Consider the following 25,125-nt stretch of genomic DNA (forward strand, 5'->3'; position numbering starts at 1 on the left):
TTTAGGCCATGCACATCACCCAGCGTGACAAGGCTCACATTCCGGGAAACTTCACCACCCTCAAGGCGCCCGCCATCGAGGACGTGCCGGCGCAAAGGCTTCCCGAAGTGGTGGCAACGGTATCCGCGATGCTCGGCGAGATCGAGGCCCGCGGAATGGACGCGGTCACCGAGTACGCCCGGGACCTGGACGGGTGGCAGGGCACGAACCTGGAGATCAGCCAAAACGAGCTGGCAAAGACCGGTGAGTCGCTCTCCCCGGAGCTTCGGGAGGCCCTGCTGGCCAGCGCCGAACGGACCAGGCTGTTCGCGGTAGAGCAACGCGAACACCTCACCGATTTTGAAGTCGAGCTCATCCCGGGAGTCTTTACCGGACAAAAGTACGTGCCGGTGGCGCGCGTCGGCGCCTACCTCCCGGCAGGCCGGTTTCCGATCCTTGCCAGCGCCTTCATGACGGTGGGGGTCGCCAAGGCCGCCGGCGTTCCCAACGTCTTGGCCTGCACGCCGCCAACCGCCCAGGGCGGGGGCAACCCCGCAGTGCTGTACGCCGCGTACCTGGCCGGCGTGGACAGGGCGTTTGCCCTCGGCGGGGTGCAGGCCCTGGCCGCCATGGCCTTTGGGCTCCTGGGGGAGCAACCGGTCGACATTCTGGTCGGCGCCGGCAACGCGTACGTGACCGAGGCCAAGCGGCAGCTGTTCGGACGTGTCGGCATCGACCTGCTGGCGGGTCCGTCCGAGGTCGCCGTGATCGCCGACGAATCTGCCGATGCGGAGCTCGTGGCCGCTGATCTCCTCGGCCAGGCCGAACACGGCCCGCAGTCGCCGGCTTCCCTCGTAACCACCTCCCACGAGCTGGGAGAAGAGGTCATCAGGCACATCAGCAAGCAGCTGCGGACGCTGGCCACACGGGACATTGCAGGGCCGGCCTGGCGGGACTACGGCACCGTGTATGTGGCCGAGGACCGGGAAACGGCAGTGCGGATCATGGACCTGCTGGCACCGGAACATCTGGAAATCCAGACCTCGGACGACGTCTACTACCACCAGAACCTGCAGAACTACGGCTCCATCTTCCTGGGCCCGTGGTCCACGGTGGCCTACTCGGACAAGGGCTCCTCCGGCACGAACCATGTGCTTCCGACCGGAGGCGGCGCCCGGTCCTCCGCCGGGCTCTCCGTGTCCCGGTTCCTCAAACCCCTTACCTTCCAGCGGGTCGAAAAAAGTGCAACCCCGCGGCTGGCCAACTACGTCACCACGATCTCCGACACCGAGGGAATGGCAGCCCATAAGGCCACTGCCACTCTGCGGCTCGACCGCTTCAACCGGTAGAAATCCATCACTAGCAAAAGGCGCCTCATGATGAATACAAAAATCCTCCGCAAGCGTTTCGCTGCATTGGTGCCCATGGGCGTTGCTGTGGCCCTCGCCATGACCGCCTGTGGCTCCGGAGGCGGCGGGGGCGGGGCCAGCGGCGGCGGTGAGCAGAAGACCATCACCATCGCCACGTCCAACGACGCCCCCTTCTCCTTCACAGACCAAGCCTCCGGCGAGCTCAAGGGCATTGACGGGGAAATGATCAACGCCATCGCCCAGGCCAAGGGCTGGAAGATCAAAGTCTTCACCTCCGAATACGCGACCCTGATCGCCGCACTCAACGCCAAAAAAGCCGACGTGATCGTGGACGCCATGTATATCACCGACGACCGCAAGAAGCAGATCAACTTCACCGACCCCTGGTACACAGAAGGTGAAGCGATGGTGGTCCCGGCAGACTCAACGCTGGCCTCACGCGACGACGTGAAGGGCAAGGTTCTTGGCGCCCAGACGGGCACCGTGTTCAAGGACCTCGTTGACAGCCTTGGCGGCAGCCAGGTCAAGCTGTTCGACTCGCAGGCTTCACTGCTTGCGGCCGTGGAAAATAAGCAGGTTGATGCGGTCTTCACCGACAGCGCCGTGATCGGCTACAGCCTGGTCCAGAAGCCGAACCCCAAGCTGAAGCTCGTCTCACCCTATAAGCCGTTCTACCCGGGCATCATCGGGGCCGGCGTCCGCAAAGAGGATTCGCAGCTGCTGCAGGACCTGAACTCCGGGCTGGCTGACCTCAAGAAGACCCCCAAGTACCTGGAGATCCTCAAGAAATACGGGCTGACCGAAGCCAACGCCGTCAAATAAGTTCCAGCTTCATGCGGGGCCGGCGGGCGTGCGATCCGCAACCGCGGAGCACGCCGGCCCCGCCCGACCCTAACCTAGGGATTTTCAGTGGACTTTATTACCAACACCATGGCCGTGTTCCCGGCACTCCTGCAGGCCGTTCCCGTCGTCGTGCAACTGGCGCTTGGCGCCATGGCGCTGGCCCTCGTGCTGGGCCTCCTGATTGCCCTGGCCCGGATCTCCTCGATCAAAATCCTCCGCGGCATCGCCACGGTGTACCTGGAAGTGATCCGGGGGACCCCGCTGCTGGTGCAGCTGGTCTACATCTTCTTCGTCCTTCCCAGCATCGGCGTGAGCATCGAACCGGTCCCGGCCGGCATCCTGGGCCTGGGCCTCAACTACGCGGCCTACCTGTCCGAGGTCTTCCGCTCCGCGATCCTCTCCGTGGAGCATGGCCAGACCGAAGCCGCGCTGTCCCTGGGCTACACGCCCTCCAAGACGCTGTGGAAGGTGGTTATTCCGCAGTCCTTCGTGGTCTCCATGGGGCCGATTGGCAACTACTTCATTGCGATGATCAAGGACACCGCACTGACGTCGGTGATCGCCGTGACGGAGATCCTGAAGACCGCCAACATCCTCAACAGCCAGACATTCCAGACCACGGCCATCTATACCGCCGCGGCCATTCTTTATCTGATCATCAGCCTCCCACTCTCACGCGTCGTGGTGGTGCTTGAACGAAAGGCACGGGCCAATGGCTGACGAGACCATCATCGACGTCCGCGACGTCCACAAGACGTTCGTTTCCGAGACGAAACCGACCTTGTGGAGAAGGCTTTCCGGCAAACCGCACGTGCAGAAACGGGTGGAAGTCCTCAAAGGCGTGGACCTCGTGGTGCACCGCGGCGAAACCATCGCCATATTGGGCTCCAGCGGATCCGGCAAAAGCACCCTGCTGCGCTGCATCAACAAGCTTGAAACCATCGACGCGGGACGCATCTACGTGAACGGCCACCTGATCGGCTACGAGGAGCGCGGTGGCGAACTCATCGCCGAGAAGGCGTCCATCACCGCGCAGAAGCGAACGGACATCGGCTTCGTATTCCAGCACTTCAACCTGTTCCTGAACAAGACGGCGCTGGGGAATGTCATGGCGCCGTTACGCGACGTCAAGAAGCTTTCAGCGGCGGAAGCGAGGAAAGTGGCTGTCCCCAACCTCGAAATGGTGGGCCTGGGCGACAAGATGGACAACTACCCCAGCAAGCTCTCCGGAGGCCAGAAGCAGCGGGTGGCCATTGCCCGGGCCCTGGCCATGGAGCCGAGCGTCATGCTGTTCGACGAGCCGACCTCCGCCCTGGATCCGGAGCTGGTGGGCGAGGTTCTGTCCGTGATTAAGAAAATCGCCCAGCAGGGCACAACCATGGTGATCGTCACCCACGAGATGCAGTTCGCCCGGGACATAGCAGACCGGATCGTTGTCATGGATCAGGGAGTCATCGTGGAAGAGGGGCCGCCCAGCCGGATTTTTACCGCGCCGCAGCATCCGAAAACACGGGCGCTCCTCAGCCGCTCGGGCATCCTGCCGGCCTAGGCAGTTGGATCCCAGGGGGCAAGTTGCCGGACGCGGACGGGTGCCGCTTCCGGGCTTTCCGTTTGCCCCGCGGGTAGAATCGAGGCCAGAACATCGCACCAACCATGCCGGCGCACCGCCGGAATACGGAGATTTCATGTCACGATGGCTCGAGGTCGGTCAGGACAACTACGTACTGACCACCCAAGGATCCCTGCTCAACACCGGCCTGGTTGTGGGCACCGAACGAGCCATGGTGATCGACACCGGCGGCGGGCCCCGGCAGGGCCGGGAGATCCTCGATGCCGTGCGCGAAAAGACGCAGCTGCCGCTGGTGGTCGTCAACACGCATGCCCACTACGACCACTTCTTCGGCAACGCCATTTTCGCTGACGACGGCGTGACCGAGTTCTGGGGGCACGAAAACTGCGCGGCGGACATCGAAGAGAACGGCGACGCCCAGCGGCACTTCGTCGCGGCGGCGGAACCGGAAATGGCTGCCGGCGAGGGCAGCTCGGTGGAGCTGGTGGTGCCGAACGCGATCGTCAAGGACCAGCCCGTCCTGGTGGACTTGGGCGGCCAGACGGCAACACTGTTCTACCTGGGACGCGGGCACACCGACGGCGACCTGCTCGTGGGGACGGGCACCACGCTGTTCGCCGGTGACCTGGTGGAACAGGGCGCACACCCGTCCTTCGAGGATTCCTTCCCGGAGGAGTGGGCCGATGCCCTGCGGCACCTGTCCGCGTTGCGGCACCGCTACGAATTCCTGATCCCGGGCCACGGCGAACCGTGCAGCGACCAGTTCGTCAAAACCATGGCCAACACCATGAGCACCGCCGTGCGGCAGGCCACCCAGGCCACCCGCGAGACGCCGAACGACGCCACCAAAGCCGTACCGATCCTTCCGTACGGACCGGAGCAGTCCCGGTGGTTCATCCGGCGTCTGCAGGAGACCCGCGCCCACCACTGAGGCGGGCCCCAAGACGGGCCACGGATCCGGCCGAAGCTAAGCGTGCTGGCGACTGCGCCTAGACTGGCTCTTTGAAAGAAGTCACAACAAGCGCCGCAGCGTGCTCCGCTGTGAGTCCTGGGGGAGAAACCAAAAGATGCCCGAATCGGTGGAAGACAACTCAGCTGCCACTGCTGAAAACTCAGGACAGCCTGAACTTCGCCGTCGCCGCGACCTGCGTCGTGCCGATGGTGAGAATCCAGCTGTCCGGACAGGAACCATGCCGGTCGTCAACCCCCGCAGCATCCCCGCGGAGCCCTCGGAAGCCCCTGCCCGTCCGGCCCCGCCGCGCAGCAGCTCCTGGGCCCAGGCCGCCGAGGCCGCCGATGAACGCTTTGGAAACCCTGCTACCGGAGCCACTCCGGTGATCAGCCAGGTCCCGGCGGCGCCGCGGCCGCCCGTCGCCCCGCCGACGTCGGCGGCGCCGGCAGTGCCGCAGGAGCCGGAAGAGTTGGCCGTCCCCGACGCCGCAGCCGCCTCCGTGCCACCGCAACCCACCCGCGCCACCCGCTCGGCCAGCCGTGCCGCCGCCCTGGCCGACGCGCCGATGCCGGACTTCATCAGCTCGCCAGGCCTCTTTGTCCGCGAACAGAAGCCCCGTCCGGTCGGCGGCTTCCGCGGCGCCCTCTACAACCTCACGGGCGGCAGCCTGAACCTCGGACCGAGTGCCCGGCAACGCGAGGAGGACGAGCTCGCGCGCCGGATTTCCCGCCAGCTCCAGGGCAGCTACAACACCGCCGTGCTGAGCCTCAAGGGCGGTATCGGCAAGACCTCCACCACGGTGGGCGTCGGACTGACCCTGGCCGAATACCGCGGCGATCCGCCCTGCGCGATCGACGCCAACCCGGACTCGGGCGACCTCGTGGAGCGCGCCCTCGGCGAGGGGATCTACCAGCAGCAGGCCCCGCGGACCATCAGCGACCTGCTCCGCAACGTCGAATCCATCGACTCGCTGACGGCCCTGGCCCGCTACATGCACCATGCCGGCCGCCTGCACCTGATCGCCGGGGAACAGGATCCGGAGGTGTCCGATTCGCTCACCGCGGAGGAGTACCTGCGGATCCGCAAGCTCATCTCCGGCTACTACTCCGTGGCCCTGACCGACTGCGGCACCGGCGTCACGCACAACGCGATGAGCGGGATCCTGCAGTCCGCGGACAACCTGATCATCGCCGCTGGCTACGCCGTCAGCGGCGCCAAGCGCGCACGTAGCACCCTGCACTGGCTCGCCAGCCACGGCTACGAGGACCTTGCACGGAACGCCGTCGTGGTCATCACGGACAAGGACGAAGTCTCCTCGCGCGTGGACAAGGACGCCATCGAGGACCACCTCTCCGGCATCTGCCGCCAGCTGATCGCCGTCCCGCACGACCGAGGCGTGGCCGACGGCGACCTCGTCACGCTCGATTCCCTCCGGCCCGAGACCCGCCGGGCATACCGGGAGATTGCCGCCGCGATCGTCGACGGCTACGTTTAGCCGCTACATTTAGGCCATGAGCAAGTACGCCGGGAACGACGCCGCCATCCAGCTGCAGGACCTCATTGTGGGCACCGAGAACGTCGAGGACTTCCTCGACCGCCTCGCGGAATTTTCCGCGTCAACCCTGAGCCACTCGGTCGGGGCGGACATCGAATGCGGCGTGACGCTGCAGCGGCGGAAGAAAACCATGACCGTGGCCGGCAGCAGCAGCAACGCCGTCATGCTCGACCGGATCGAGCAAAGCCTGGGCGACGGCCCCTGCATCGAGGCGCTGCGGACCCGGGGCATCGTGCTCCTGGCCAATGTGGACACGGACCCGCGCTGGCCCGAATACCAGCAGCAGCTCGCCGCCCACGGCTGCCGCAGCACCCTCGGCGTACCCCTGGAAATCGGCGAGGACTCGGCGGCCGCGCTGAACTTCTTCGCATCCTCGACCGGAGTCTTCACCGCGGCAATCGTGGCCGAGGCCTCGGGGTTCGCGGACCTCGCCGGCCGGGCGCTGCGCCTGGCCGTCCGGATCGGCACCGCCCAGGCCCGAGCCGAGGACCTGCAGGCAGCCATGGAACACCGTACCTCCATCGATCTGGCCTGCGGCGTCGTGATGGCGCAGAACCGCTGCTCGCAGGACGAGGCGATGGCCATCCTCACCCGGGTTTCCAGCAACCGGAACCAGAAGCTGCGCGACGTCGCGGCGGATGTGCTGAAGAACGTCACGGGCGGCGAAATCCACACCCACTTCGACAGCTGAACCTCCGGGCGGCTGAACCTCCGGCCGGCTGGGTACAGCCGGACCTAGGATGGAAGGGATGACCACGACACGCCCCGCCGACTTCAGCCTCCGCAGCATCGCCGTCCCTGCCTTCGGCCCGGCACTGCTGTTCAGCATCGGCGAAGGCGCGATCCTGCCCGTGGTGGCCTTGTCCGCCCGGGACCTGGGCGCCTCGGTCGCGGTCGCGGCCCTGGTCGTCACGCTCATTGGACTCGGTTCGTGGTTCTTTAACCTGCCGGCGTCACTGATCACCCTGAAGTTCGGCGAGCGCTGGGCGATCGTCGGGGCGGCAGCCGCGAGCGCCGTCGCCCTCGCCGCCGCCGCTGTTTCCCCGCTGGTGCCGGCCGGGATCTGGCTGCTGGCCGCGGCGATGGTGGTGGTCGGCATGGCCGCCAGCGTCTTCAGCCTGGCCCGGCAGAAATACCTGACCGAAGCCGTTCCGGTCATCCTCCGCGCCCGGGCGCTTTCGACCCTCGGCGGGGTCAACCGGATCGGCATCTTCATTGGCCCCTTCATCGGCGCCGCGGTGATGCAGTTCGGCGGCATCACCGCCGCCTACTGGGCCGGCGTCGTGGCCATGGCCGCGGCGGCATGCCTGTCCGTCACCATCCCGGACCTCGTTGTGGCGGCCGGGCCGACGGCCGGCACCCCGGCCCCGCAACCCACGCTGCGCAGCGTTGCGGCCTCCCACGCCGGTGTGTTCCTGAGCGTCGGCGTCGGGGTCCTGCTGCTCAGCGCGTTGCGCGCGTCCCGCCAAGTGGTCATCCCGCTGTGGGCCGAACACCTGGGCATGGACGCCACCCAGGCCTCGCTGATTTATGGCATCTCCGGGGCCATCGACATGCTGGTCTTCTACCCTGCCGGAAAGCTGATGGACCGCAAGGGCCGCCAATGGGTGGCGGTGCCCTCCACGCTCATCATGGGCACGGCCATGCTGCTGATCCCACTCAGCACCGGATTCGTGGGCCTGCTGCTCGCCGCACTCCTGATCGGATTCGGCAACGGCATCAGCTCCGGGCTGAACATGACGCTCGGAGCCGACTTTTCGCCGGACAACGGCCGCGGGCAGTTCTTGGGTATCTGGCGGTTCATGGCCGACGCCGGCGCCACCGGCGGGCCGGTGCTGCTCTCCGGCGTCACGGCCGCGGCGTCGCTGGGCGCCGGCGTGGGCGCCACCGGCGTGCTCGGCTTCGCCGCGGCCGCCGTCTTCGCCATCACCATTCCGCGGCTCAAACACCGCCGCAACTACTGAGGTGTCAGGCACTCGCCGGGGACGCCGGCAGGGGGCCGGCGCCGCCTGCGCGCCGGAACGCGGCGGCAAAGAGCGGCAGGCTGCGCTCGATCATTTCCTCGCTCGCGGTGAGCGAGATCCGGAAGAACCCCGGCGTCTCGAACAGGGTGCCGGGCAGCACAAAAACCCCGTCCTCCGCGAGCGCGTCGGCGAATGCGTCGTCGTCGCCCCCGCCGGGGGTGCGCACGAAAAGGTAGAACGTGCCTTCGGGCGGCCGGAGCCGGTAGCCCATCGCGGTGAGCGCGTCCACAAACACGTCCCGCTTGCGCTGGAGCCGGCCGATGTCGATTGAAAACTGCTCAAGCCGCGGCAGGACGTACTGCATGACGGCGTTCGGAAAGACCCAGCCGCCGGCCATCTGCAAGGCCGCGATGGCCCCGCGCAAGGCGGCGCTGTCCGGCATGGCGGGGGACACCGCGAGGTAGCCGATCCGCTGCCCCGGGGCCAGATGGGTCTTGCCGTAGGTGTAGGCCAGCAGGGTGTGGGGATAGTATTCGGCCGGGCTGTGGAAGCGGGCTCCGTCGAAGATGATGCGGTTGTAAGCCTCGTCCGACACGAGGTAGATGCGGTGCCCGATGCGGGACGACTCGGCCTCCAGCAGCTCGGCCAGCTGCGCCAGGAGGGACGGCGGATAGATCCGTCCGGTGGGGTTGTTCGGGGAGTTCACGATCACCGCGCGGGTGCGCTCCGTGACGGCCGAGCGGATGGCCGCCAGGTCCAGGTCCAGGCTGTCCGCGTCGATCGGGACCTTCACCGGCACCAGCCCGGCCTCCACGGCGAGGGGTTCGTAGAAGAACCACGGCGGCAGGCTGAAGATCACCTCGTCACCGGGATCGCCGACGGCTTTCAGGGCCACGCTGATGGCGGAGAACCCGCCGGTGGTAAGGAAGATGTCTTCCGTTCCGAAGTCCACCCCCACATGCGTCCGCAGCGAGTCGGCCGCGGCGGCCCGGGCCGCGGTTTCGTTGGTTTTGTAGGCAAACCACTTCTCATTGCGCGGGGTGATGACCTCCCGGAGCGCGTCCACGTAGCTTTCATCGGGCATCTCGTGGGGGTTGCCGAAGGTGAAGTCGCAGACCCCCGGGTCGTCCTGGCGCCGGGCGTACACGGAGCCTGTGAGGTAGGCGTTGATCCGCAGTTGGGAGGGTACAGAGGCCAGCCGTGTGGCCCGCCGGGATGCCGGTGATGCATCACTGTCGCTCATGGCGCGTCCCCTTGGTCTGGGCAGGATGAAGGCAAGCAAAACCGAAAGGAGTCAGGGCGCTGCTGAGCCCGTGGAGACTCCGGAGGTGATCATTCTGGGCCTGCCCCGGACGGTTGTAAAGGGAACGACGGCGGCAGCACCGGGCCTGCCGGCCGGTACGGCCCCGGCGTGGGGCGGGCGCTCAGGCGCCGGAGGCCGCGCGTCGGCGTCGTGCGGCGTGGCCAAACAGCCACACACCGGCGACCGTGGCGAGGTAGCCGGTGATGACGATCAGCGAGGTGCCGGCCCAGAAGTAGTTCGTTGTGCTGCCCTCCTGCCCCGGTCCCGGGGCGATCTTCAGCAGCGAGTACGTGGCCACCGCTGCGGAGGTGAGCCCCGCCAGCACCGGGACGGCAACCCACAGCCGGGCGGAGGCCCAGTGACCGTTGTAGCCGTCCCACACGTTCCACCTGGGACCCTTGCGCATGATCAGCCAGCCAGCCGGCAGCATGAACGCCCCGACCACCAGGAAAGCGGCCACCACGTCGGCGGGCCGGTGCCACTGGTTGATGAGCGTGGAGACCCCGGTGGCGACGGCGAAGCTGCCGCCCAGGAAGCCGGCCAGCGGCCGCCAGCGCGGCGAGACCATCAGGAACACCGCGGCCGCGGCTGAGGCGGCCAGGGTGGTGTGTCCGGACGGAAGGGAATTGAATTCCAGTGTTTCGATCCCGCGGAACGGCCGCACCGGGACCAGGTCCTTCAGGACCTGGGTGGCGACGTTGGCGCCCGCAGCGGCGGCGATGGCGATGCCCGCGGCCGCCCAGCGGCGGCGTGCCACGGTCACGAAGATGACCACCACGGACGCGATCAGCGCCGAAAGCGCGGGCAGCCAGTCCAGGAGTTTGTTGCTCGCCTTCCCGGCCGCGCCGTGGATTTCCACGGCCTCCACCAGCGCGGATTCGTCGATGAACTGGCCGGTGGTGGTGCGCACGAAGAAGTAGTAGGTGGCGGCGAGGGCAGCCACGCAGCCAAGGGTGCCCAGCAGGAAGAGGAATCCGGTGGCCCTGCCCGGTCCGCGGGGCGCCGGGCCGGGCGCGGGATTCACGTCCGGTCCACCCGCTGACATGGGTTGAATGCTGCGTGTCTGCCGAAAACTCACCCCTACAGGTTCCCACAGAACGCTGCGAGGCTTCTGAGCGGAAGCTGGCGGTGTCGGGGAGGATTGACCGGCGCCGCGAACGGTACGAGAGTCATGCCATGAACAACCAGAAGCGCCGCGGACCCACCGCCGCGGAGGTTGCGGCACGCCATCCGGACGCTGCTTTTCCCCGCTTCCATCCGCGGCCGGCGCAGGGCTGGGTCGGCGGTCCCGCCGGCCTGTGTTTCCTCGACGGCCGGTACCACGTGTTCTTCCAGTTCAACCCGGACTCGGCGCTGCCCCGCCTGGTCTGCTGGGGGCACCTGAGTTCACCGGACCTGCTCCGCTGGGAAGAACACCCGGTCGCGCTCCGGCCCCGGCTCCCGGGAACGGACGACTGGCGGCAGGACGGGCAGAACGCGGCACCGGTGCCGCCGGATCCCCACGTCACCGCGGTGCGCGGTCCGTCCTTCTTCACCTTCCTGGGCCGGCGCTTTGCCCTGCAGGGGGCGGGCCTGGCCTCGGGGCACGCGGCCGTGCTGCTCTACCGCGCCGACGAGCTGCACGACTGGCGGTATGAGGGCATCTGGTTCACCACCGAGGACACCCTGGCCGCCAAGCACCTGCCGGCCGAAATCTGGGAGTGCCCGCAGCTGGTCCGCGTGCCGGACTCCTCCGGAGCCGAGACCTGGCTCCTGATGGCTTCGCTCCGGCCCGCCCCGGACGAACGCCACCATGCCGGCGGCGTGGGCTACCTGCTGGGATCGCTCGCCGAGGACACCGCCAGCGGATTGCCGGTCTTCACCCCGGCGCGGGGCGGCAAGGCGGACCTGGGGCCGGACTTCTACGCCCCGCAGATTCTGGCCCTGCCGGACCGTGCCCTGCTGTGGGGCTGGTCCGACGAGGTGTCGGGCCCGGACGGCCGCACGGGCCGCGGCCAGCCGGCCGCGGACGCCGCGGGCTGGGCCGGCCTGCTGACCTTCCCCCGGCAACTGGCGGTGCACGGGGACGCACTCGCCGTCGAACCGGCACCGGAGCTGCGCGGCTACCGGGGCCGCCAGCGCGCCAAGGGTGCCGCGGGAACCCTGCGACTGCCCGGCCAGACGGAAACCGCGGTCACCGGCGGGGAGGGCCGGATCCGGCTGGTCCTGGCCTCGACCGAGCAGGTCCGGGCAGTCTTCGCGGACACCGTGGCCGGCGGGGACGAACTGCGGATCTTCGTGGACGGATCGATCGTAGAGGTCTACCGTCACGGCTCGGTTCCGGCGACGGTGCGCGCCTACCCGGCGCCGGGTGAGGAATGGCGCCTGGAACTGCCGCACGGGGCGGCTGCCGATGTCTGGGACCTCGAGCAGCCCGGAACCGTCCGGCGCGAGGGCGGCAGCTGGAGCCGCGGGTAGAGTACAGCCATGCCCATCACTGCCGACCGCCCCACCCCTTCCGGCCTGAATCCCGGCGGCGTGGAGGAGCTCCTGGACCTGGCCCGGGTGGTGACCCTGCCGATGCGGGTGAAATTCCGGGGCATCATGGAGCGCGAGGCCCTGCTGCTCCCGGGCCCGCTCGGCTGGGGGGAGTTCTGCCCGTTCCCCGAGTACGGCGACGCCGAGGCCTCCCGCTGGCTTTACGCCGCCGTCGAGGCCGGCTGGCAGGGCTTCCCGGAACCCCTGCGGGACAGCATCCCGGTCAACGCCACCGTTCCCGCGGTCGCTGCCGACCGGGTGCCGGACATCCTGGCCCGCTTCGGCCGGGTGGACGCCGTCAAGGTCAAGGTCGCCGAGACCGGCCAGACGCTCGACGAAGACGCCGCCCGGGTGGCCGCCGTCCGCGCCGCGCTGCCGGACGCCGCGATCCGGGTCGACGCGAACGGGGGCTGGGACGTCCCCGCGGCCGTCGAGGCACTGACCCGGCTGGCCGCCGTCGGACTGGAATATGCCGAGCAGCCGGTGCCGGACATCGCCGGCCTCGCGGAGGTGCGCCGCCGGCTCAGGGCCGCCGGCGTTCCGGTGCTGATCGCCGCGGACGAGAGCGTGCGCAAGGAGGAAGACCCGCTCAAGGTGGCCCGCGCCGGCGCCGCGGACCTGGTTGTGGTGAAGGTGGCACCCCTGGGGGGAGTGCGGCGTGCCCTCGACATCGTGGCACGGGCCGGCCTGCCCGCCGTCGTCAGCTCCGCCCTGGACACCTCCGTGGGGATCCGCGCCGGGCTGGCGCTCGCCGCCGCCCTGCCTGAACTGCCCTACGCCTGCGGGCTGGGGACCGTGTCGCTGCTCGCCGCCGATGTCACCCGTGACTCCCTGGTCCCCGACGACGGCGCCATCCGCCTCCGCGACGTCGCCGTCGACCCGGGCCTGCTGTCGGAATACGCCGCAGCGCCGGAGCGGAGGGACTGGTGGCTGGACCGGCTCCGGCGCGTCTACGCCCTCCTGGCAACAACGACTGCTCCGTAACGGCCCTTATCGGCGCCGAAAAGGGCGTTTACGACGCAACCGGCGGGCTTCGCGGGAACCGAGAGCGTTCACCCGATTTTCACCTTGGGGACTGCTCCGCGTTGTCCGGCGCTGGCAGGGTGGGGGGACGCATCCCTCTGCCCTGGAAGGTCCCACCCATGTCTGTCTCCTCCGGACGCAAGTTCTCCCTGCTGCCCATGCTGGGCCACACCAAGGGCAAGCGCAGCCCCGTGACCTGTGCACTCAAGTGCGACAACGCCTGCTCCGGCGAGGTCTGCAACAGCAGCTCGAACGGCTACTTCCGCGACATTGCCTCCGCCACGATGTCCCGCCGCGCCGCCCTCGGCTTCGGCGCCGCCGGCGCGCTCGCCGTCGTCTTCGGCAACGCCGTGACCTCTGCGGAACCGGCCGCCGCCGGTGGCCCCGGCCTGGCCGCGGCCGCCAAGTCCGGCTTCGGCAAGTCCAAGCTGCAGTTCACCGCCATTGCCCCGGTGGACGCCGCCGTCGACGCGTTCACGGTGCCGGCAGGCTTCAGCTGGCAGCCGATCATCCGCTGGGGCGACCCGCTCTTTAACGACTCGCCCGCCTTCGACGTGGACCGCCAGAGCGCCGCCGCGCAGGTCCGCCAGTTCGGCTACAACAACGACTACACGGACATCCTGCCGCTCGACGCCAAGGGCCGCCGTGCCGTGCTTTTCACCAACCACGAGTACACCAACGAGAGCATCATGCTCCCGGCCGGCTTCGACGCCGCCGAGACCCGGGCCATCGGGCGCGCCGCCCACGGCCTCACCGTCGTCGAACTGGAGCGCAAGAACAAGAACCAGCCGTGGCGCTACGTCCAGGGCGCCCCGCTGAACCGCCGTTTCCTGAGTGACACCAGCTACGAACTCACCGGCCCCGCTGCCGGCACCGCGCTCGTCACCACCGTTGCCGACCCGGGCGGGCGGACCATCAAGGGCACCCTGGGCAACTGCTCCGGCGGCACCACTCCGTGGGGCACCATCCTCTCCGGCGAGGAGAACTTCAACGGCTACTTCGTCTCCGCCGGAACGTCCGCCGCGGACAAGCGCTACGGCCTGACCAGCAAGCCCACGGCCCGCCAGTGGGAGCTCGATGACCCCCGCTTTGATACCCGCAACCCCGGCTACGCCAACGAAAGCAACCGCTTCGGCTGGATCGTGGAGGTGGACCCGCAGGACCCGACGTCGACGCCGAAGAAGCACTCCGCGATGGGCCGCTTCAAGCACGAAGGCGCCAACGTGATCGTGGCCGCCTCCGGGCACGTCGTCGCCTACATGGGCGACGACGAGCGCTTCGACTACCTCTACAAGTTCGTCTCCAGGGACAAGTACCGTCCCGGGACGACCGCGGCCGACCGCCGGCACAACATGACCCTGCTCTCCGAGGGCGACCTCTTCGTCGCCAAATTCAGCGGCGACTCCCCGGCGGCCGAGATCGACGGCTCCGGCAAGCTGCCCGCGGACGGCGCCTTCGACGGTGCCGGGGAATGGCTCCCGCTGGTGGTGGGCGGCAAGTCCACGGTGTCCGGGATGTCGGTCGAGGAAGTCCTGGTCTACACCCGCCTCGCCGCGGACAAGGCCGGCCCCACCAAGATGGACCGCTGCGAGGACGTCCAGCCGAGCCTGCATACCGGCAAGGTCTACGTCGCGTGCACCAACAACACGGACCGCGGCAAGACCGGCAAGGAGGGCGCCACCGAGGTCAACCCGCGCACCTTGAACCGTGACGGCCACATCGTGGAAATCACCGAGGCCGGCGACCAGACGTCCACAAAGTTCAACTGGAACCTGCTGATGGTCTGCGGCGATCCGGCCAAGAACACGTCCGCGTACTTCGCCGGCTTCCCGGCCAGCCAGGTCTCGCCGATCTCCTGCCCGGACAACCTGGCCTTCGACTCGGTCGGCAACCTGTGGATTTCCACCGACGGCGCGCCCTCGACCACCGGCTACGCCGACGGTCTCTTCAAGGTCACCCTGGCCGGCCCGGAGCGCGGCCGCGTGGAGCAGTTCCTTGCCGTGCCGCGCGACGCCGAGACCTGCGGACCCATCATCCACGATGAGGAACGGCACGTCTTCGTCGCCGTGCAGCACCCGGGCGAGGACGGCAGCTTCGAGGCGCAGAACTCCCGCTTCCCGGACTACGTCGCCGCCGGTGCGACGCCGAAGCCCGGCCAGGCCCGGATCCCGCGTCCCTCAGTCGTCCAGGTCTTCCGCGCCGACGACTAGCCCCTCAAAGCAACGCGGGGTCACTTCGCGCCCATTCCGGGGGTCCTGATGGGCGCGAAGTGACCCCGCGTTGCTTCTGCGGGAGCGTCCGGGCATGGCGGGAACTGATAATTTGAACAGTGTGAATAATCCGGCCGAAATGGTTGTCCCCAGAGTCCAGGCAGCTATTGCCCACGCGTTCGGCGAGGAGTTCCGCCAGACGGACCCGGTGATCCGGCCCTCGCAGTTCGCGGACATCCAGATCAACGCCGCCATGGCCCTTGCCAAGAAAGTCGGCTTGCCGCCCCGCGACGCCGCGGCGAGGATCGTGGAGGCCCTGGACCTCGACGGCGTCTGCAGCCTGGTGGAGATCTCCGGGCCAGGCTTCATCAACCTCACCTTCGACGGCACCTGGATCGAGGAGCTGCTCAACGCTCCGGCCCCCACCGGCGGGGGTGCGCAGCCCGCGCCACTGCACCGCGTCGTCGTCGACTATTCCTCCCCGAACGTGGCCAAGGAAATGCACGTCGGGCACCTGCGCACCACCGTGGTGGGGGACAGCATCGTGCGCGTGCTCGAGGCGCTGGGGCACACCGTGATCCGGCAGAACCATATCGGCGACTGGGGCACCCCCTTCGGCATGTTGATCGAGCACTGGCTCGAGGCGGGCGAGGACTCGCCCGAGGCCGCCCTGCTGGTCGATGACCCGAGCGCCTTCTACCAGGCCGCGCGGGCGAAGTTCGACGCCTCCGCCACGGACCCGGACGGCTTCGCCACCCGCGCCCGGCTCCGTGTGGTGGCACTGCAAGGCGGGGACCCTGAGACGTTCGCGGTCTGGCAACGGCTCGTGGCCCAGTCGAAGCGCTACTTCAACGCGATCTACGCGATGCTCGGCATCAGCCTCACCGACGACCACATTGCCGGCGAAAGCTCCTACGACGCGCACCTGGCACAGCTGTGCCGGGAACTCGAGGAGCGCGGCATCGCCCGGATCAGCGAGGGCGCGCTCTGCACCTTCCCGGCCGGCTTCACCGGGCGGGACGGCGATCCGCTGCCGCTCATCATTCGCAAGTCCGACGGCGGCTACGGCTACGGCACCACCGACCTCGCCACGATCCGGTACCGGGTCCGCGAACTGGAGGCGGACCGGGTGCTGTACGTCGTGGGCGCGCCGCAGAACGTCCACCTGCGGATGGTCATGGCCACCGCGCGCGACGCCGGCTGGCTGCCGGACACGGTGGAAGCCACCCACGTCCAGATCGGCAACGTGCTCGGCGAGGACGGCAAAATCCTCAAGTCCCGCGCCGGCAACCCGGTCAAGCTGATGGCGCTGCTGCAGGAGGCCGTGGACCGGGCCCGCGCCGTCATCGACGCCAGCCGGCCCGAGCTCAGCGACGCCGAACGGGCGGTCACGGCGCGGCAGGTGGGCATCGGCGCCGTCAAGTACGCCGACCTCTCCACCGGGCACGACACCGAGTACGTTTTTGACTTCGACCGGATGCTCGCGCTGACCGGAAACACCGGCCCGTACGTCCAGTACGCGGCCGCCCGGATCCGCTCGATCCTGCGCAAGGCCGGGGCACTGGACCAGCACCTCGACGGCGCCGCCGCCGCGTCCGCGGCGCCCGCGGCGGCGATCGCCGTCGTCGAACCCGCCGAACGCGCCCTGGCCCTGCACCTGCTCGAATACGACGCGACGCTGCAGAAAGTCGGCGAACTGCTCGAACCGCACCGGCTGTGCGCCTACCTGTTCGAGCTCGCGCAGCTTTTCACCTCTTTCTACGACCAATGCCCCGTGCTCAAGGCCGACGAAACGGTCCGGGAATCGCGGCTGGCCCTGTGCGGACTGGTCCTGCGGCGGCTCTCCAGCGGCCTGGAGCTGCTGGGCATCGAGACGCCGGAGAACATGTGAGCCCGGCCGGGGAACCGGCCGTGCCTGCGGGCGGCGGGCTGGGGGCGGTCGAGGCTGCACGGGTGGCCGTCGCGGCCCTGATCGGCTCGGGGGTGCGCTACGTCGTGGTGGCCCCGGGGTCCCGGTCGGCGCCGATGGCCTATGCCCTGGCAGAGGCCGATGCCGCCGGCCGGGTGGAGCTGCTGGTCCGGATCGACGAACGCGACGCAGGCTTCACCGCGTTGGGCCTGGCCCTGTCCACCGGCGCCCCCGCGGCCGTGCTGACCACCTCCGGCACAGCGGTCGGGAACCTGCTGCCGGCCGTGATGGAGGCCAACCACGCCGCCGTGCCACTGGTGGTCCTTTCCGCCGACCGGCCCGAGGAACTCCGCGGCACCGGGGCCAACCAGACCACCGTCCAGCCGGACCTCTTCGGCGAGCATGTGCGCTTCGCCGCCGACGTGCCCGCGGGCGACAATCCGCTCCGCGCCGTCGAGACCGCGCTGAGCGCCGCCACCGGAGCCTTCGAGGACATCCCGCCCGGGCCGGTGCAGCTGAACCTGGCGTTCCGTGACCCGCTGGTCCCGGCCGCCGGCGACGGCCTGGGGGAAGCGTCCGGCCGCAGGATCCACCAGGCCGCGCGGCATCCGCTCGCCCTGGATTTCCCGGCCGCGTCCGCGGCGCTGCCCGAGCGGCTCACAGTGGTCCTGGCCGGGCACGACGCCGGCCCGGTCGCCGAGGCGTTCGCCCGCGCCCATGGCCTGCCGCTGCTCGCCGAGCCCTCCTCCAACGCCAGGTTTGGTCCGAACGCGGTGGGCCCCTACCGGCTGCTGCTGGAGCACTTCGGCCCGGAGTCCGCCCAGCCGATCGAACGGGTTGTACTGTTCGGCCGCCCCACGCTGTCCCGGCCGGTGTCGGCCCTGCTCGCCCGCGCCGACGTCCCGTCCGCTCTCTACCAGCCCGTTCCGGTGGCCTGGTACGAGCCCGGCCGCCGCACCGAACTGCCGCTGGAGACCCTCGCCGACCTGGCCGACTTCGCCGGCCGGGGCCCGGCGTCCTGGCTCGATGCCTGGCTGCTGGCCGGCGCCGCCGCCCAGCACACCCTGGACCTGGTGCTCACCGGTCCCGCCGCCACCGGCCCGGCGGTCGGCGCCCTGGTCTGGGAACACGTCCGCGGGCAGCTCGTGCTGGGCTCCTCCAACGGGATCCGCGACGTCGACCTCGCAGGCGCCCCGCCCCAGGAGCCCCAGGCCACGGTGTTCGCCAACCGGGGCCTGGCCGGAATTGACGGCACCCTCGCCACAGCCACCGGCATCGCCGTCGGCGGCCGGCAGGAAACCACCGTGCTGCTGGGCGATGTGACCTTCCTGCACGACGCCGGCGGGCTGCTGCTGGGCGCGGGGGAGACCGTGCCGGCGCTGCGGATCGTGGTCCTGAACGACGCCGGCGGGGCCATCTTCGGGCTCCTGGAGCACGGCGCCGTCGAACGGACCGGCCGCTACGGCACCGCCGTCGAGCGCCTTTTTGGCACCCCGCACACGGTTGACCTTGCCGCCCTCGCCGCCGCGTACGGTGTCGCGCACCGCGCGGTCAGTACGACGGCGGACCTTGCGGCGGCACTCGGGGAGCCCGTGGTGGGCCGCAGCATCATCGAAGTGCGGACGGACCGCCACGGCCTCCGCGAGCTGCACGGGCGCATCCGCACTGCCGTCTCCGCCGCCGTGGCCGGGGTCCTGGGCCGGTAGCACCCGGTTTTCGCTACGACTCGCCGTCGGCCCGGCGCGGCGCCCCGAGCCTGGCGACGCGCCCCGAGCCTGGCGACGCGCGAAATACCTTGCGAGGCCCGAATACCAGCAGCGCCAGCTGCTTTGCGCAGCGCGGAACGAGAAGCGCGTCGTGTTGTCCACATGCTGGCGCCGCGGGATGGTGCGGCCGCCGCAGGACTGGGACCGTCGATCCATGAATAAATTGCCCAGGCTGATCCTCACCCGCGATCACATCCAGCGGGGAATGGCTCCCAAGGAGTTGGCTAGCCGCTGCCGGTCGGGTGCGTTGGTCCGGGTGCGCCAGGGCGTCTACGTTGATGGGGGTGCCTGGCGGGCGTTGAGTCCCTGGGACCAATACCGGGTCCGGGTCAGTGCGGCCGCGGAGACGTTTATTGCGCCGACGATCTTTGCCCGGCATTCCGCCGCTTCAGTATGGAGGATTCCGACTATTGGACTCCGGCACCCCGTTCACGCCTTAACCCTGCAGAACGACGGCGGCCGCTCCCGGGCCGGCGTGCTGCGGCACTATGCGCCGCCGGCCGGATTGGAGTACGTCGAACGGGACGGGCTATTGGTGACCGGAAGGGTGCGCACAGTGCTGGACATTGCCGCCTTTACACCGTTTGCCGAGGCAGTGGTGCCGCTTGACCACGTGCTTAGGCCTGACGTCGAGCAGCGCCTGCCAGCCTTGACGAAGGAGCAGCTTTCGGCCGGAATCGAGGGAAATTACTCGGCCGCGGCACGGCGGCGGATCCTGACGGCACTGGATTTTGCGGATCCGAGATCCGGATCCGCAGGCGAATCATATAGCCGGGCGCTCATGCGGATAGCCGGGTTCCAGGCGCCGGAACTCCAGTATGCGATTCGCGATGGTGCGGGCCTCGTGGGCTACGCGGACTACTTCTGGGGCGGAGTCCGGGTTGCCGGCGAGTTCGACGGCGTCGAGAAGTACGTCAAGCCCGAGTTTCTGTTGGGCCGGACCCCGTCGCAGGCCGTCGTCGCCGAGAAAGACAGGGAGAACCGGATCCGGGCACAGGGAAACGGCGTGGTCCGGTGGGTCTGGTCGGACCTGATGGAGCCAGCCCGGCTGGAACGAAAGCTGGCAGCCGCCGGCGTGCCCCGCCGTCGTGCGCGCTCCGCATGCTGAAGGCGATGCGCAAACGATCCCACGACGCGCAAAAGCCCCTGCGCTACCGAATTCCGGTAGCGCAGGGGCTTTTGCGCGTCGCCCAGCGGATTCCGCCGCTTTACTCCGCGATGTCGATGTGCGTCGGGTCGAGCACGCGCCGGAGGAATTCCTTGGTGCGCGGCTGGGTGGGGGCACTGACGACCTGCTCGGCTGCGCCTTCCTCCACCACAACGCCGCCGTCCATGAAGACCACCCGGTCGGCGACTTCGCGGGCGAAGCCCATCTCGTGGGTCACCACCAGCATGGTCATGCCTTCCTTGGCCAGGTTCCGCATGACGGCGAGCACGTCGCCCACGGTCTCCGGGTCCAGGGCCGAGGTGGGCTCGTCGAACAGCATCAGTTCGGGGTCCATGCTCAGCGCCCGGGCAATGGCCACGCGCTGCTGCTGGCCGCCGGAAAGTTGGTCCGGGAACCGGTCCGCGAGGTGGTCCAGGCCTACGCGGGCCAGGTTCTTCCGGGCCACGTCGGAGGCGTCGGCCTGGCTGCGCTTGAGCACCTTGGTCTGCGCGATCGTGCAGTTCTGCAGCGCGCTCAGGTGCGGGAAGAGGTTGAACTGCTGGAACACCATGCCGACCTTGCGGCGCATCTTGTCGATGTCCACGTCCGGGTCGGTCGACTCGAATCCGCCGACGTGGATGGTGCCCACGTTGGGCTTCTCCAGCAGGTTGACACAGCGCAGCAGGGTGGACTTGCCGGAACCCGAAGGCCCGATGAGGCACACGACTTCGCCGGGAGCGACCTCGAGGTCGATGCCCTTCAGGACCTCGTTGGCGCCGTACGACTTGCGGAGGTCCTTGATGGAGACCCCGGCGGCCTGGATCTGCTTCGCGGCAGCCGATGACGTTGATTCAGTCATGGTCCTAGCCCTTCGTCTTGGCGGTGTGGGATTCAAAGCGGCGGGCCAGAATTCCGAGCGGAACGGTGATGATCAGGTAGCAGGCGCCGGCGATCACCAGCGGGGTCAGGCCGGCGTTGGGCTGCGTGATGCCGTCGCGGCCGAACTTGGTGAGTTCGTACTGCGACGCTGCCAGGCCCAGGAGGTAGACCAGGGAGGAGTCCTTGGTGAGCAGGATGACCTCGTTGGTCAGCGGCGGCAGGACGATCTTGAACGCCTGCGGGATGACAATCGAAACCATGGCGCGCCAGTGGGGCATGCCCAGCGAGCGGGCGGCCTCGAGCTGCCCCTTCGGCACGGCCTGCAGCCCGGCCCGCAGGGTTTCGGCGATGTACGCCGCGGCGACCATGCCCAGTGCGAGCATCACGGTGACGTAGATGTCGAAGCGGACGCCGAACGCCGTCGGAATGCCGAAGCCGAAGGCAATGAAGACCAGCAGGGCCGGGACGCCGCGGAAGAACTCGATGTACAGCGTGGCGATCCAGCGCCAAACGGCCACCGAGGAGAGCTTCATCAGCGCCAGCAGCAGGCCGCCGGAGAGACCCACCACAAAGCTCAAGGCGGTGTAGATCAGCGTGTTCTTCAGCGCCAGGGTGATGATCTCCGGGAACTGCTTGACCGCGGAATCCCAGTTGAAGAACGCCTTGCCGATGGAGGCCCAGTCGGCGAAGAGGATGAACAGGACGACGGCGAGTGCCAGCAGTCCGTACTGAACGGACCGGCTGACGCGGGCCCGTTGGCGAACAGTCATTGCCATGTGATTTGCCTTTTACATGTTGCGGGGCGGTTCCGGGCCAGGAGTCGGCCGGAGCCAACGACTGATCCGGAACCGCCCTGCTGTGGTCGGTCCGGGCGGGTGGGTTACTTGGCGGCTTCGCCGAACCAGGTGGTCTTGAGCTTGGTCATGGTGCCGTCGTCGGCAAGGCGCTTGAGCGTCTTGTCCACGGACTCGGTCATGGCCTTGTTGTCCTTCTTGATCGCGACGCCCAGCTTCTCGCCGGTCTTGTAGGTCTCTGCGAAGACCAGGCTGTTGTCGCCCTTGGCGGCGAAGCCCAGAACGGACTGGTTGTTGATGGCAGCGTCCACGCCGCCGGTCTTGATCGCCTGGATCAGGAGGCCGGTGTTCTCGTACTGGATGGTCTCCAGACCCTTGGACTTGGCGTATTCTTCGCCGGTGGTGCCCTGCTGGACGCCGACTTTCTTACCCTTGAGGTCGGCCAGGGTCTTGAGCCCGGACGCCTTGGTCACGAGCAGCGAGAGGTCGTCGTCGAGGTACGGGGTGGAGAAGTCCATGACGGTCTTGCGAGCATCGGTGATGGAGATGCCCGAGATGGCGACGTCGCACTGGTTGGTGTTCAAGGCCTGGCCCGACTGGATGCCCTCGAAGGCCACGGTCAGGACGTTCGGCTCAACCTTGAGATCCTTGGCGATCTCGGATGCCAGATCCATGTCGAAGCCGACGTTCTTGCCGTCCTTGACGAACTCGAACGGCTCGTAGGGGATGTCCGAGCAGACCGTGAGCTTGCCGGATTCAATCAGCTTGACGCCGGAATCGGTGGTCGTCGAGCCGCCGGAAGAGCTGCAGCCGGTCAGGGCAAGGGCGCCGACGGCCACGAGGGCAGCCGCCTTGGCCGCGGAGCCGGCCAGGAAGGAACGGGAGATCAGCATTTCTTTACCTTTTGTTGCAGGGGCATGCGAGTCCAAAACGACTTGTAGTCTATCGCCGAATAAGAGATGTGCATCACAGGAAACTTAGTTTCACTATTGGATAACTAATTGCCGCCAAATATCAAGGGGCCGCACCCGGCGGTTGTCTGTGATTACGGATTCCCGCGCGGGCCGGGGCGGCCCCGCCGAGGCGGCCCAAGCGGGCCAAGCGGCCCGTCGGGGCCCAGGGCCAGCTGCTGATGGCTAGCTGCTGATGCCGAGGGATTCCAGCATCGGCCGGAACTTGGCCCACGTCTCTGCCAGTTCGGCCTCGGGGACGGAGCCCTCGACGACGCCGCAGCCGGCATAGAGCCGGACGGTGTCCGGCCCCTCGATGACCGCGCCGCGCAGCGCGATGCCCCACTCGCCGTTGCCGGCGGCGTCGAGCCAGCCGACTGGGCCGGCGTACGGGCCGCGGTCCAGGTGCTCAAGTTTGCGGATGAGGGCTCCGGCCACGGTGGTGGGGGTGCCGCAGACCGCGGCCGTGGGGTGCAGGGCGTTGATCAGGGCCAGGCAGGTGGGCACATGGCCTTCCACCTCGGTCAGTTCGGCCTTCACGTCCGAGGCCAGATGCCAGACGTTCGGCAGTTCCAGGATGAACGGCTCGCTGTGCGCGTTCATGGCCTCGGAGAAGGGTGCCAGCTGCGTGGTGAGCGACTGGATGGCAATGTCGTGCTCATGCCGCTGCTTCTCGGACCCGGCCAGCACGCGCTCGGCAAACTCCATCGGCGAGCCGGCCATCCCCTCGGCGTCGCGCCGGTCTAGGGTCCCGGCCAGGACGCGCGCCTGAGCCGTGCGGCCCTCGACCTGGATCAGCATTTCGGGGGTGGATCCCACCAGCCCGTCCACGCCATAGGTCCAGCATTCGCGGTACCGGACCGCGAGCTGGCGCAGGATCTCGGCGGCGTCCACGCCGTCGGGCAGGGTGGCCACAATGTCCCTCGCCAGGACCAGCTTCTCCAGCGCCCCGGTGCGGATTTCGGCGACGCCCTCGGCAACGGCGGCCATCCAGTCGGCCTCGGTGAGGGACCCGGTGCTGAGCTTGGCTTCCCGCGACGGCGTCTGCCCCGGCGCCGCTGCGCCGTCCACGTCGAGCCAGCGCCGCAGGGCGGCGCGGGCGCCCGCCTCGGTGAGCTCGCCGTCGTCGAACGTGAGCTGGGTGAGCCAGGCTTTCCCGTCGCGCAGGCCCACCACGATTTCGGGGACGATCAGCCGGGAGGCGTGTTCGGAAACTTTGGAGAAGGCGAAGGAGCCGAAGGCGACCGGGCCGGTGCCGGGGCAGCCGACGGCGTCGGTGATGTCCGCCTCGAGGACCAGGTGCCGCCACCAGATGTCCGCCTCGAGGAACCGCTCGGGGCCGGTAGCGCTGAACCGGGCCACCTCGCCGAAGCCGACCAGGCCGGCCTCGCGTCGCGTCCAGCAGAGTACGTCGTCACGGACCAGAAACGACGGCAGCCCCCCGGGGAACGAATCGGCATCGAGGGGGACTGTCAGGGTCCTGATAATTCTGGTATGGAACGCGCTCGTCATGATGAGATAACACTACTCCCGCCTCGCGCCGCGCCCCGGCCCGGCCCGTGGTTAGGGGGTGCGTCGAAGATTTGAGACAATAACGGGGTGAACCGAGCATCCTTGGATAAGCGTCCGGACGAAGTAGCCACGATGTTTGACGACGTCGCCCCCAAATACGACGTCGTCAATGACGTCTTGTCCATGGGACAGACGCGCCGTTGGCGCAGGGTCGTCGTTGAAGCCATGGATGTGAAGCCCGGCCAGCGCGTGCTGGATCTGGCCGCCGGAACCGGTACGTCCAGCGAGCCGTACGCCGACGCCGGCATCGACGTGATCGCCTGCGATTTCTCCCTCGGCATGCTCAAGGTCGGCAAGCGCCGCCGCCCGGACATCGATTTCATCGCCGGTGACGCCACCCGACTGCCGTTCGCGGACAACACCTTCGACGCCAGCACCATCTCCTTTGGCCTGCGCAACGTCAACGAGCCCAAGAAGGCCCTTGCCGAGATGCTCCGGGTCACCAAGCCCGGCGGCCGCCTGGTCATCGCCGAGTTCTCCCAGCCGGTGGTGCCGCTCTGGCGGACCATGTACACCGAGTACCTGATGCGCGCGCTGCCCGCGATCGCCGTCAAGGTCTCCTCCAATCCGGACGCCTACGTCTACCTTGCCGAATCCATCCGCGCCTGGCCGGACCAGGACCACCTCGCCGCCTGGCTGCAGGAAGCCGGCTGGGAGTCCGTCACGTACCGCAACCTCAGTGGCGGCATCGTCGCCGTCCACCGCGCCCAGAAGCCCGCGGGCCCGGCTGCCGGACCCGCTGCGGGCGCCGCCGCGCTGGCCAACCACACCGGCCCCGTGGCCAAGCTGCGCCGCAACATCACCCGGCCCGAACGTTAGCCG

The 25,125-nt window shown here is 68.5% G+C and carries 21 protein-coding genes; 15 read left to right on the plus strand and 6 right to left on the minus strand.

Annotated features, from left to right (window positions below; all coding sequences use genetic code 11):
- Nucleotides 1-8 precede the first annotated feature (8 nt).
- The 8 genes from hisD to AB4Y91_RS01970 all read left to right on the plus strand — a co-directional run bounded on the left by hisD (nucleotide 9) and on the right by AB4Y91_RS01970 (nucleotide 8,233).
- On the plus strand, nucleotides 9-1,328 hold the full coding sequence (hisD, locus tag AB4Y91_RS01935; protein ID WP_441416888.1) for a histidinol dehydrogenase: 1,320 nt from the start codon (nucleotides 9-11) through the stop codon (nucleotides 1,326-1,328).
- Nucleotides 1,329-1,358: 30 nt separating this feature from the next.
- Complete coding sequence (locus AB4Y91_RS01940; protein WP_441416889.1) at nucleotides 1,359-2,171, plus strand: ABC transporter substrate-binding protein; 813 nt, start codon at nucleotides 1,359-1,361, stop codon at nucleotides 2,169-2,171.
- A gap of 87 nt (nucleotides 2,172-2,258) precedes the next feature.
- Nucleotides 2,259-2,912: an amino acid ABC transporter permease gene (locus tag AB4Y91_RS01945; RefSeq protein WP_441416890.1), complete on the plus strand. Its 654-nt coding sequence runs from the start codon at nucleotides 2,259-2,261 to the stop codon at nucleotides 2,910-2,912.
- Complete coding sequence (locus AB4Y91_RS01950; RefSeq protein ID WP_441416891.1) at nucleotides 2,905-3,741, plus strand: amino acid ABC transporter ATP-binding protein; 837 nt, start codon at nucleotides 2,905-2,907, stop codon at nucleotides 3,739-3,741. The genes AB4Y91_RS01945 and AB4Y91_RS01950 overlap by 8 nt, the downstream gene beginning before the upstream one ends.
- A gap of 136 nt (nucleotides 3,742-3,877) precedes the next feature.
- Nucleotides 3,878-4,693, plus strand: coding sequence for an MBL fold metallo-hydrolase (locus AB4Y91_RS01955; protein ID WP_441416892.1), 816 nt, complete (start codon nucleotides 3,878-3,880; stop codon nucleotides 4,691-4,693).
- A 136-nt stretch (nucleotides 4,694-4,829) separates the two neighbouring features.
- Nucleotides 4,830-6,209 (plus strand): MinD/ParA family ATP-binding protein, encoded by a 1,380-nt coding sequence (locus AB4Y91_RS01960; RefSeq protein ID WP_441416893.1) that lies wholly within the window; start codon nucleotides 4,830-4,832, stop codon nucleotides 6,207-6,209.
- A 16-nt stretch (nucleotides 6,210-6,225) separates the two neighbouring features.
- The gene (locus tag AB4Y91_RS01965; RefSeq protein ID WP_441416894.1) at nucleotides 6,226-6,960 is read left to right on the plus strand and encodes a GAF and ANTAR domain-containing protein; all 735 of its coding nucleotides are present in this window, start codon (nucleotides 6,226-6,228) and stop codon (nucleotides 6,958-6,960) included.
- Between the two features lie 58 nt (nucleotides 6,961-7,018).
- Entirely contained in the window at nucleotides 7,019-8,233 is a 1,215-nt protein-coding gene (locus AB4Y91_RS01970) for an MFS transporter (RefSeq protein WP_441416895.1), read from the plus strand.
- Nucleotides 8,234-8,237: 4 nt separating this feature from the next.
- Here AB4Y91_RS01970 and AB4Y91_RS01975 read toward each other — a convergent pair whose 3' ends face one another.
- Together AB4Y91_RS01975 and AB4Y91_RS01980 are read right to left on the minus strand one after the other, a co-directional pair.
- The gene (locus AB4Y91_RS01975; RefSeq protein WP_441416896.1) at nucleotides 8,238-9,476 is read right to left on the minus strand and encodes an aminotransferase class I/II-fold pyridoxal phosphate-dependent enzyme; all 1,239 of its coding nucleotides are present in this window, start codon (nucleotides 9,474-9,476) and stop codon (nucleotides 8,238-8,240) included.
- Between the two features lie 181 nt (nucleotides 9,477-9,657).
- A complete protein-coding gene (locus AB4Y91_RS01980; RefSeq protein WP_441416897.1) occupies nucleotides 9,658-10,581 on the minus strand; it encodes a phosphatase PAP2 family protein in 924 nt (307 codons plus the stop codon).
- 131 nt (nucleotides 10,582-10,712) lie between these two features.
- On the opposite strand from AB4Y91_RS01980, the gene AB4Y91_RS01985 reads away from it, so the two are divergent.
- From AB4Y91_RS01985 to AB4Y91_RS02010, 6 genes are all read left to right on the plus strand, one after another.
- Nucleotides 10,713-11,993, plus strand: coding sequence for a glycoside hydrolase family 32 protein (locus AB4Y91_RS01985; RefSeq protein WP_441416898.1), 1,281 nt, complete (start codon nucleotides 10,713-10,715; stop codon nucleotides 11,991-11,993).
- Between the two features lie 9 nt (nucleotides 11,994-12,002).
- Complete coding sequence (locus AB4Y91_RS01990; RefSeq protein WP_441416899.1) at nucleotides 12,003-13,037, plus strand: o-succinylbenzoate synthase; 1,035 nt, start codon at nucleotides 12,003-12,005, stop codon at nucleotides 13,035-13,037.
- Between the two features lie 158 nt (nucleotides 13,038-13,195).
- Complete coding sequence (locus AB4Y91_RS01995; protein WP_441416900.1) at nucleotides 13,196-15,286, plus strand: PhoX family protein; 2,091 nt, start codon at nucleotides 13,196-13,198, stop codon at nucleotides 15,284-15,286.
- A gap of 139 nt (nucleotides 15,287-15,425) precedes the next feature.
- A complete protein-coding gene (gene argS / locus AB4Y91_RS02000; protein WP_441416901.1) occupies nucleotides 15,426-17,177 on the plus strand; it encodes an arginine--tRNA ligase in 1,752 nt (583 codons plus the stop codon).
- Between the two features lie 20 nt (nucleotides 17,178-17,197).
- The gene (gene menD / locus AB4Y91_RS02005; RefSeq protein ID WP_441416902.1) at nucleotides 17,198-18,901 is read left to right on the plus strand and encodes a 2-succinyl-5-enolpyruvyl-6-hydroxy-3-cyclohexene-1-carboxylic-acid synthase; all 1,704 of its coding nucleotides are present in this window, start codon (nucleotides 17,198-17,200) and stop codon (nucleotides 18,899-18,901) included.
- 214 nt (nucleotides 18,902-19,115) lie between these two features.
- Nucleotides 19,116-20,069, plus strand: a complete 954-nt coding sequence (locus AB4Y91_RS02010; protein WP_441416903.1) for a hypothetical protein — start codon at nucleotides 19,116-19,118, stop codon at nucleotides 20,067-20,069.
- A gap of 100 nt (nucleotides 20,070-20,169) precedes the next feature.
- Here the strand turns inward: AB4Y91_RS02010 and AB4Y91_RS02015 are convergent, their stop codons facing one another.
- From AB4Y91_RS02015 to AB4Y91_RS02030, 4 genes are all read right to left on the minus strand, one after another.
- A complete protein-coding gene (locus tag AB4Y91_RS02015; protein ID WP_175321393.1) occupies nucleotides 20,170-20,967 on the minus strand; it encodes an amino acid ABC transporter ATP-binding protein in 798 nt (265 codons plus the stop codon).
- Nucleotides 20,968-20,971: 4 nt separating this feature from the next.
- Complete coding sequence (locus AB4Y91_RS02020; RefSeq protein WP_441416904.1) at nucleotides 20,972-21,763, minus strand: amino acid ABC transporter permease; 792 nt, start codon at nucleotides 21,761-21,763, stop codon at nucleotides 20,972-20,974.
- A gap of 104 nt (nucleotides 21,764-21,867) precedes the next feature.
- On the minus strand, nucleotides 21,868-22,674 hold the full coding sequence (locus AB4Y91_RS02025; protein ID WP_441416905.1) for an ABC transporter substrate-binding protein: 807 nt from the start codon (nucleotides 22,672-22,674) through the stop codon (nucleotides 21,868-21,870).
- Between the two features lie 243 nt (nucleotides 22,675-22,917).
- Nucleotides 22,918-24,243, minus strand: a complete 1,326-nt coding sequence (locus tag AB4Y91_RS02030) for an isochorismate synthase (protein WP_441416906.1) — start codon at nucleotides 24,241-24,243, stop codon at nucleotides 22,918-22,920.
- A gap of 87 nt (nucleotides 24,244-24,330) precedes the next feature.
- Here AB4Y91_RS02030 and AB4Y91_RS02035 point away from each other — a divergent pair, with 87 nt between their 5' ends.
- Nucleotides 24,331-25,122 (plus strand): demethylmenaquinone methyltransferase, encoded by a 792-nt coding sequence (locus AB4Y91_RS02035; RefSeq protein WP_441416907.1) that lies wholly within the window; start codon nucleotides 24,331-24,333, stop codon nucleotides 25,120-25,122.
- The last annotated feature ends 3 nt before the right edge of the window (nucleotides 25,123-25,125 follow it).

Origin of the sequence: Arthrobacter sp. YAF16 (genome assembly GCF_052113385.1) — a bacterium.
Lineage (GTDB): Bacteria > Actinomycetota > Actinomycetes > Actinomycetales > Micrococcaceae > Arthrobacter.

Excerpts from the sequence above, each read along its gene's own strand:
- AB4Y91_RS01985 (WP_441416898.1), top strand. The coding sequence starts at position 10,713 with ATGAACAACCAGAAGCGCCGCGGACCCACCGCCGCGGAGGTTGCGGCA.
- AB4Y91_RS01955 (WP_441416892.1), top strand. The coding sequence starts at position 3,878 with ATGTCACGATGGCTCGAGGTCGGTCAGGACAACTACGTACTGACCACC.
- hisD (WP_441416888.1), top strand. The coding sequence starts at position 9 with ATGCACATCACCCAGCGTGACAAGGCTCACATTCCGGGAAACTTCACC.
- argS (WP_441416901.1), top strand. The coding sequence starts at position 15,426 with ATGGTTGTCCCCAGAGTCCAGGCAGCTATTGCCCACGCGTTCGGCGAG.
- AB4Y91_RS01965 (WP_441416894.1), top strand. The coding sequence starts at position 6,226 with ATGAGCAAGTACGCCGGGAACGACGCCGCCATCCAGCTGCAGGACCTC.
- AB4Y91_RS02015 (WP_175321393.1), bottom strand. The coding sequence starts at position 20,967 with ATGACTGAATCAACGTCATCGGCTGCCGCGAAGCAGATCCAGGCCGCC.
- AB4Y91_RS01980 (WP_441416897.1), bottom strand. The coding sequence starts at position 10,581 with ATGTCAGCGGGTGGACCGGACGTGAATCCCGCGCCCGGCCCGGCGCCC.
- AB4Y91_RS02030 (WP_441416906.1), bottom strand. The coding sequence starts at position 24,243 with ATGACGAGCGCGTTCCATACCAGAATTATCAGGACCCTGACAGTCCCC.
- AB4Y91_RS01960 (WP_441416893.1), top strand. The coding sequence starts at position 4,830 with ATGCCCGAATCGGTGGAAGACAACTCAGCTGCCACTGCTGAAAACTCA.
- AB4Y91_RS01995 (WP_441416900.1), top strand. The coding sequence starts at position 13,196 with ATGTCTGTCTCCTCCGGACGCAAGTTCTCCCTGCTGCCCATGCTGGGC.
- AB4Y91_RS02010 (WP_441416903.1), top strand. The coding sequence starts at position 19,116 with ATGAATAAATTGCCCAGGCTGATCCTCACCCGCGATCACATCCAGCGG.
- AB4Y91_RS02020 (WP_441416904.1), bottom strand. The coding sequence starts at position 21,763 with ATGGCAATGACTGTTCGCCAACGGGCCCGCGTCAGCCGGTCCGTTCAG.
- AB4Y91_RS01990 (WP_441416899.1), top strand. The coding sequence starts at position 12,003 with ATGCCCATCACTGCCGACCGCCCCACCCCTTCCGGCCTGAATCCCGGC.
- AB4Y91_RS01940 (WP_441416889.1), top strand. The coding sequence starts at position 1,359 with ATGAATACAAAAATCCTCCGCAAGCGTTTCGCTGCATTGGTGCCCATG.
- AB4Y91_RS02025 (WP_441416905.1), bottom strand. The coding sequence starts at position 22,674 with ATGCTGATCTCCCGTTCCTTCCTGGCCGGCTCCGCGGCCAAGGCGGCT.
- AB4Y91_RS01950 (WP_441416891.1), top strand. The coding sequence starts at position 2,905 with ATGGCTGACGAGACCATCATCGACGTCCGCGACGTCCACAAGACGTTC.
- AB4Y91_RS01975 (WP_441416896.1), bottom strand. The coding sequence starts at position 9,476 with ATGAGCGACAGTGATGCATCACCGGCATCCCGGCGGGCCACACGGCTG.
- AB4Y91_RS01970 (WP_441416895.1), top strand. The coding sequence starts at position 7,019 with ATGACCACGACACGCCCCGCCGACTTCAGCCTCCGCAGCATCGCCGTC.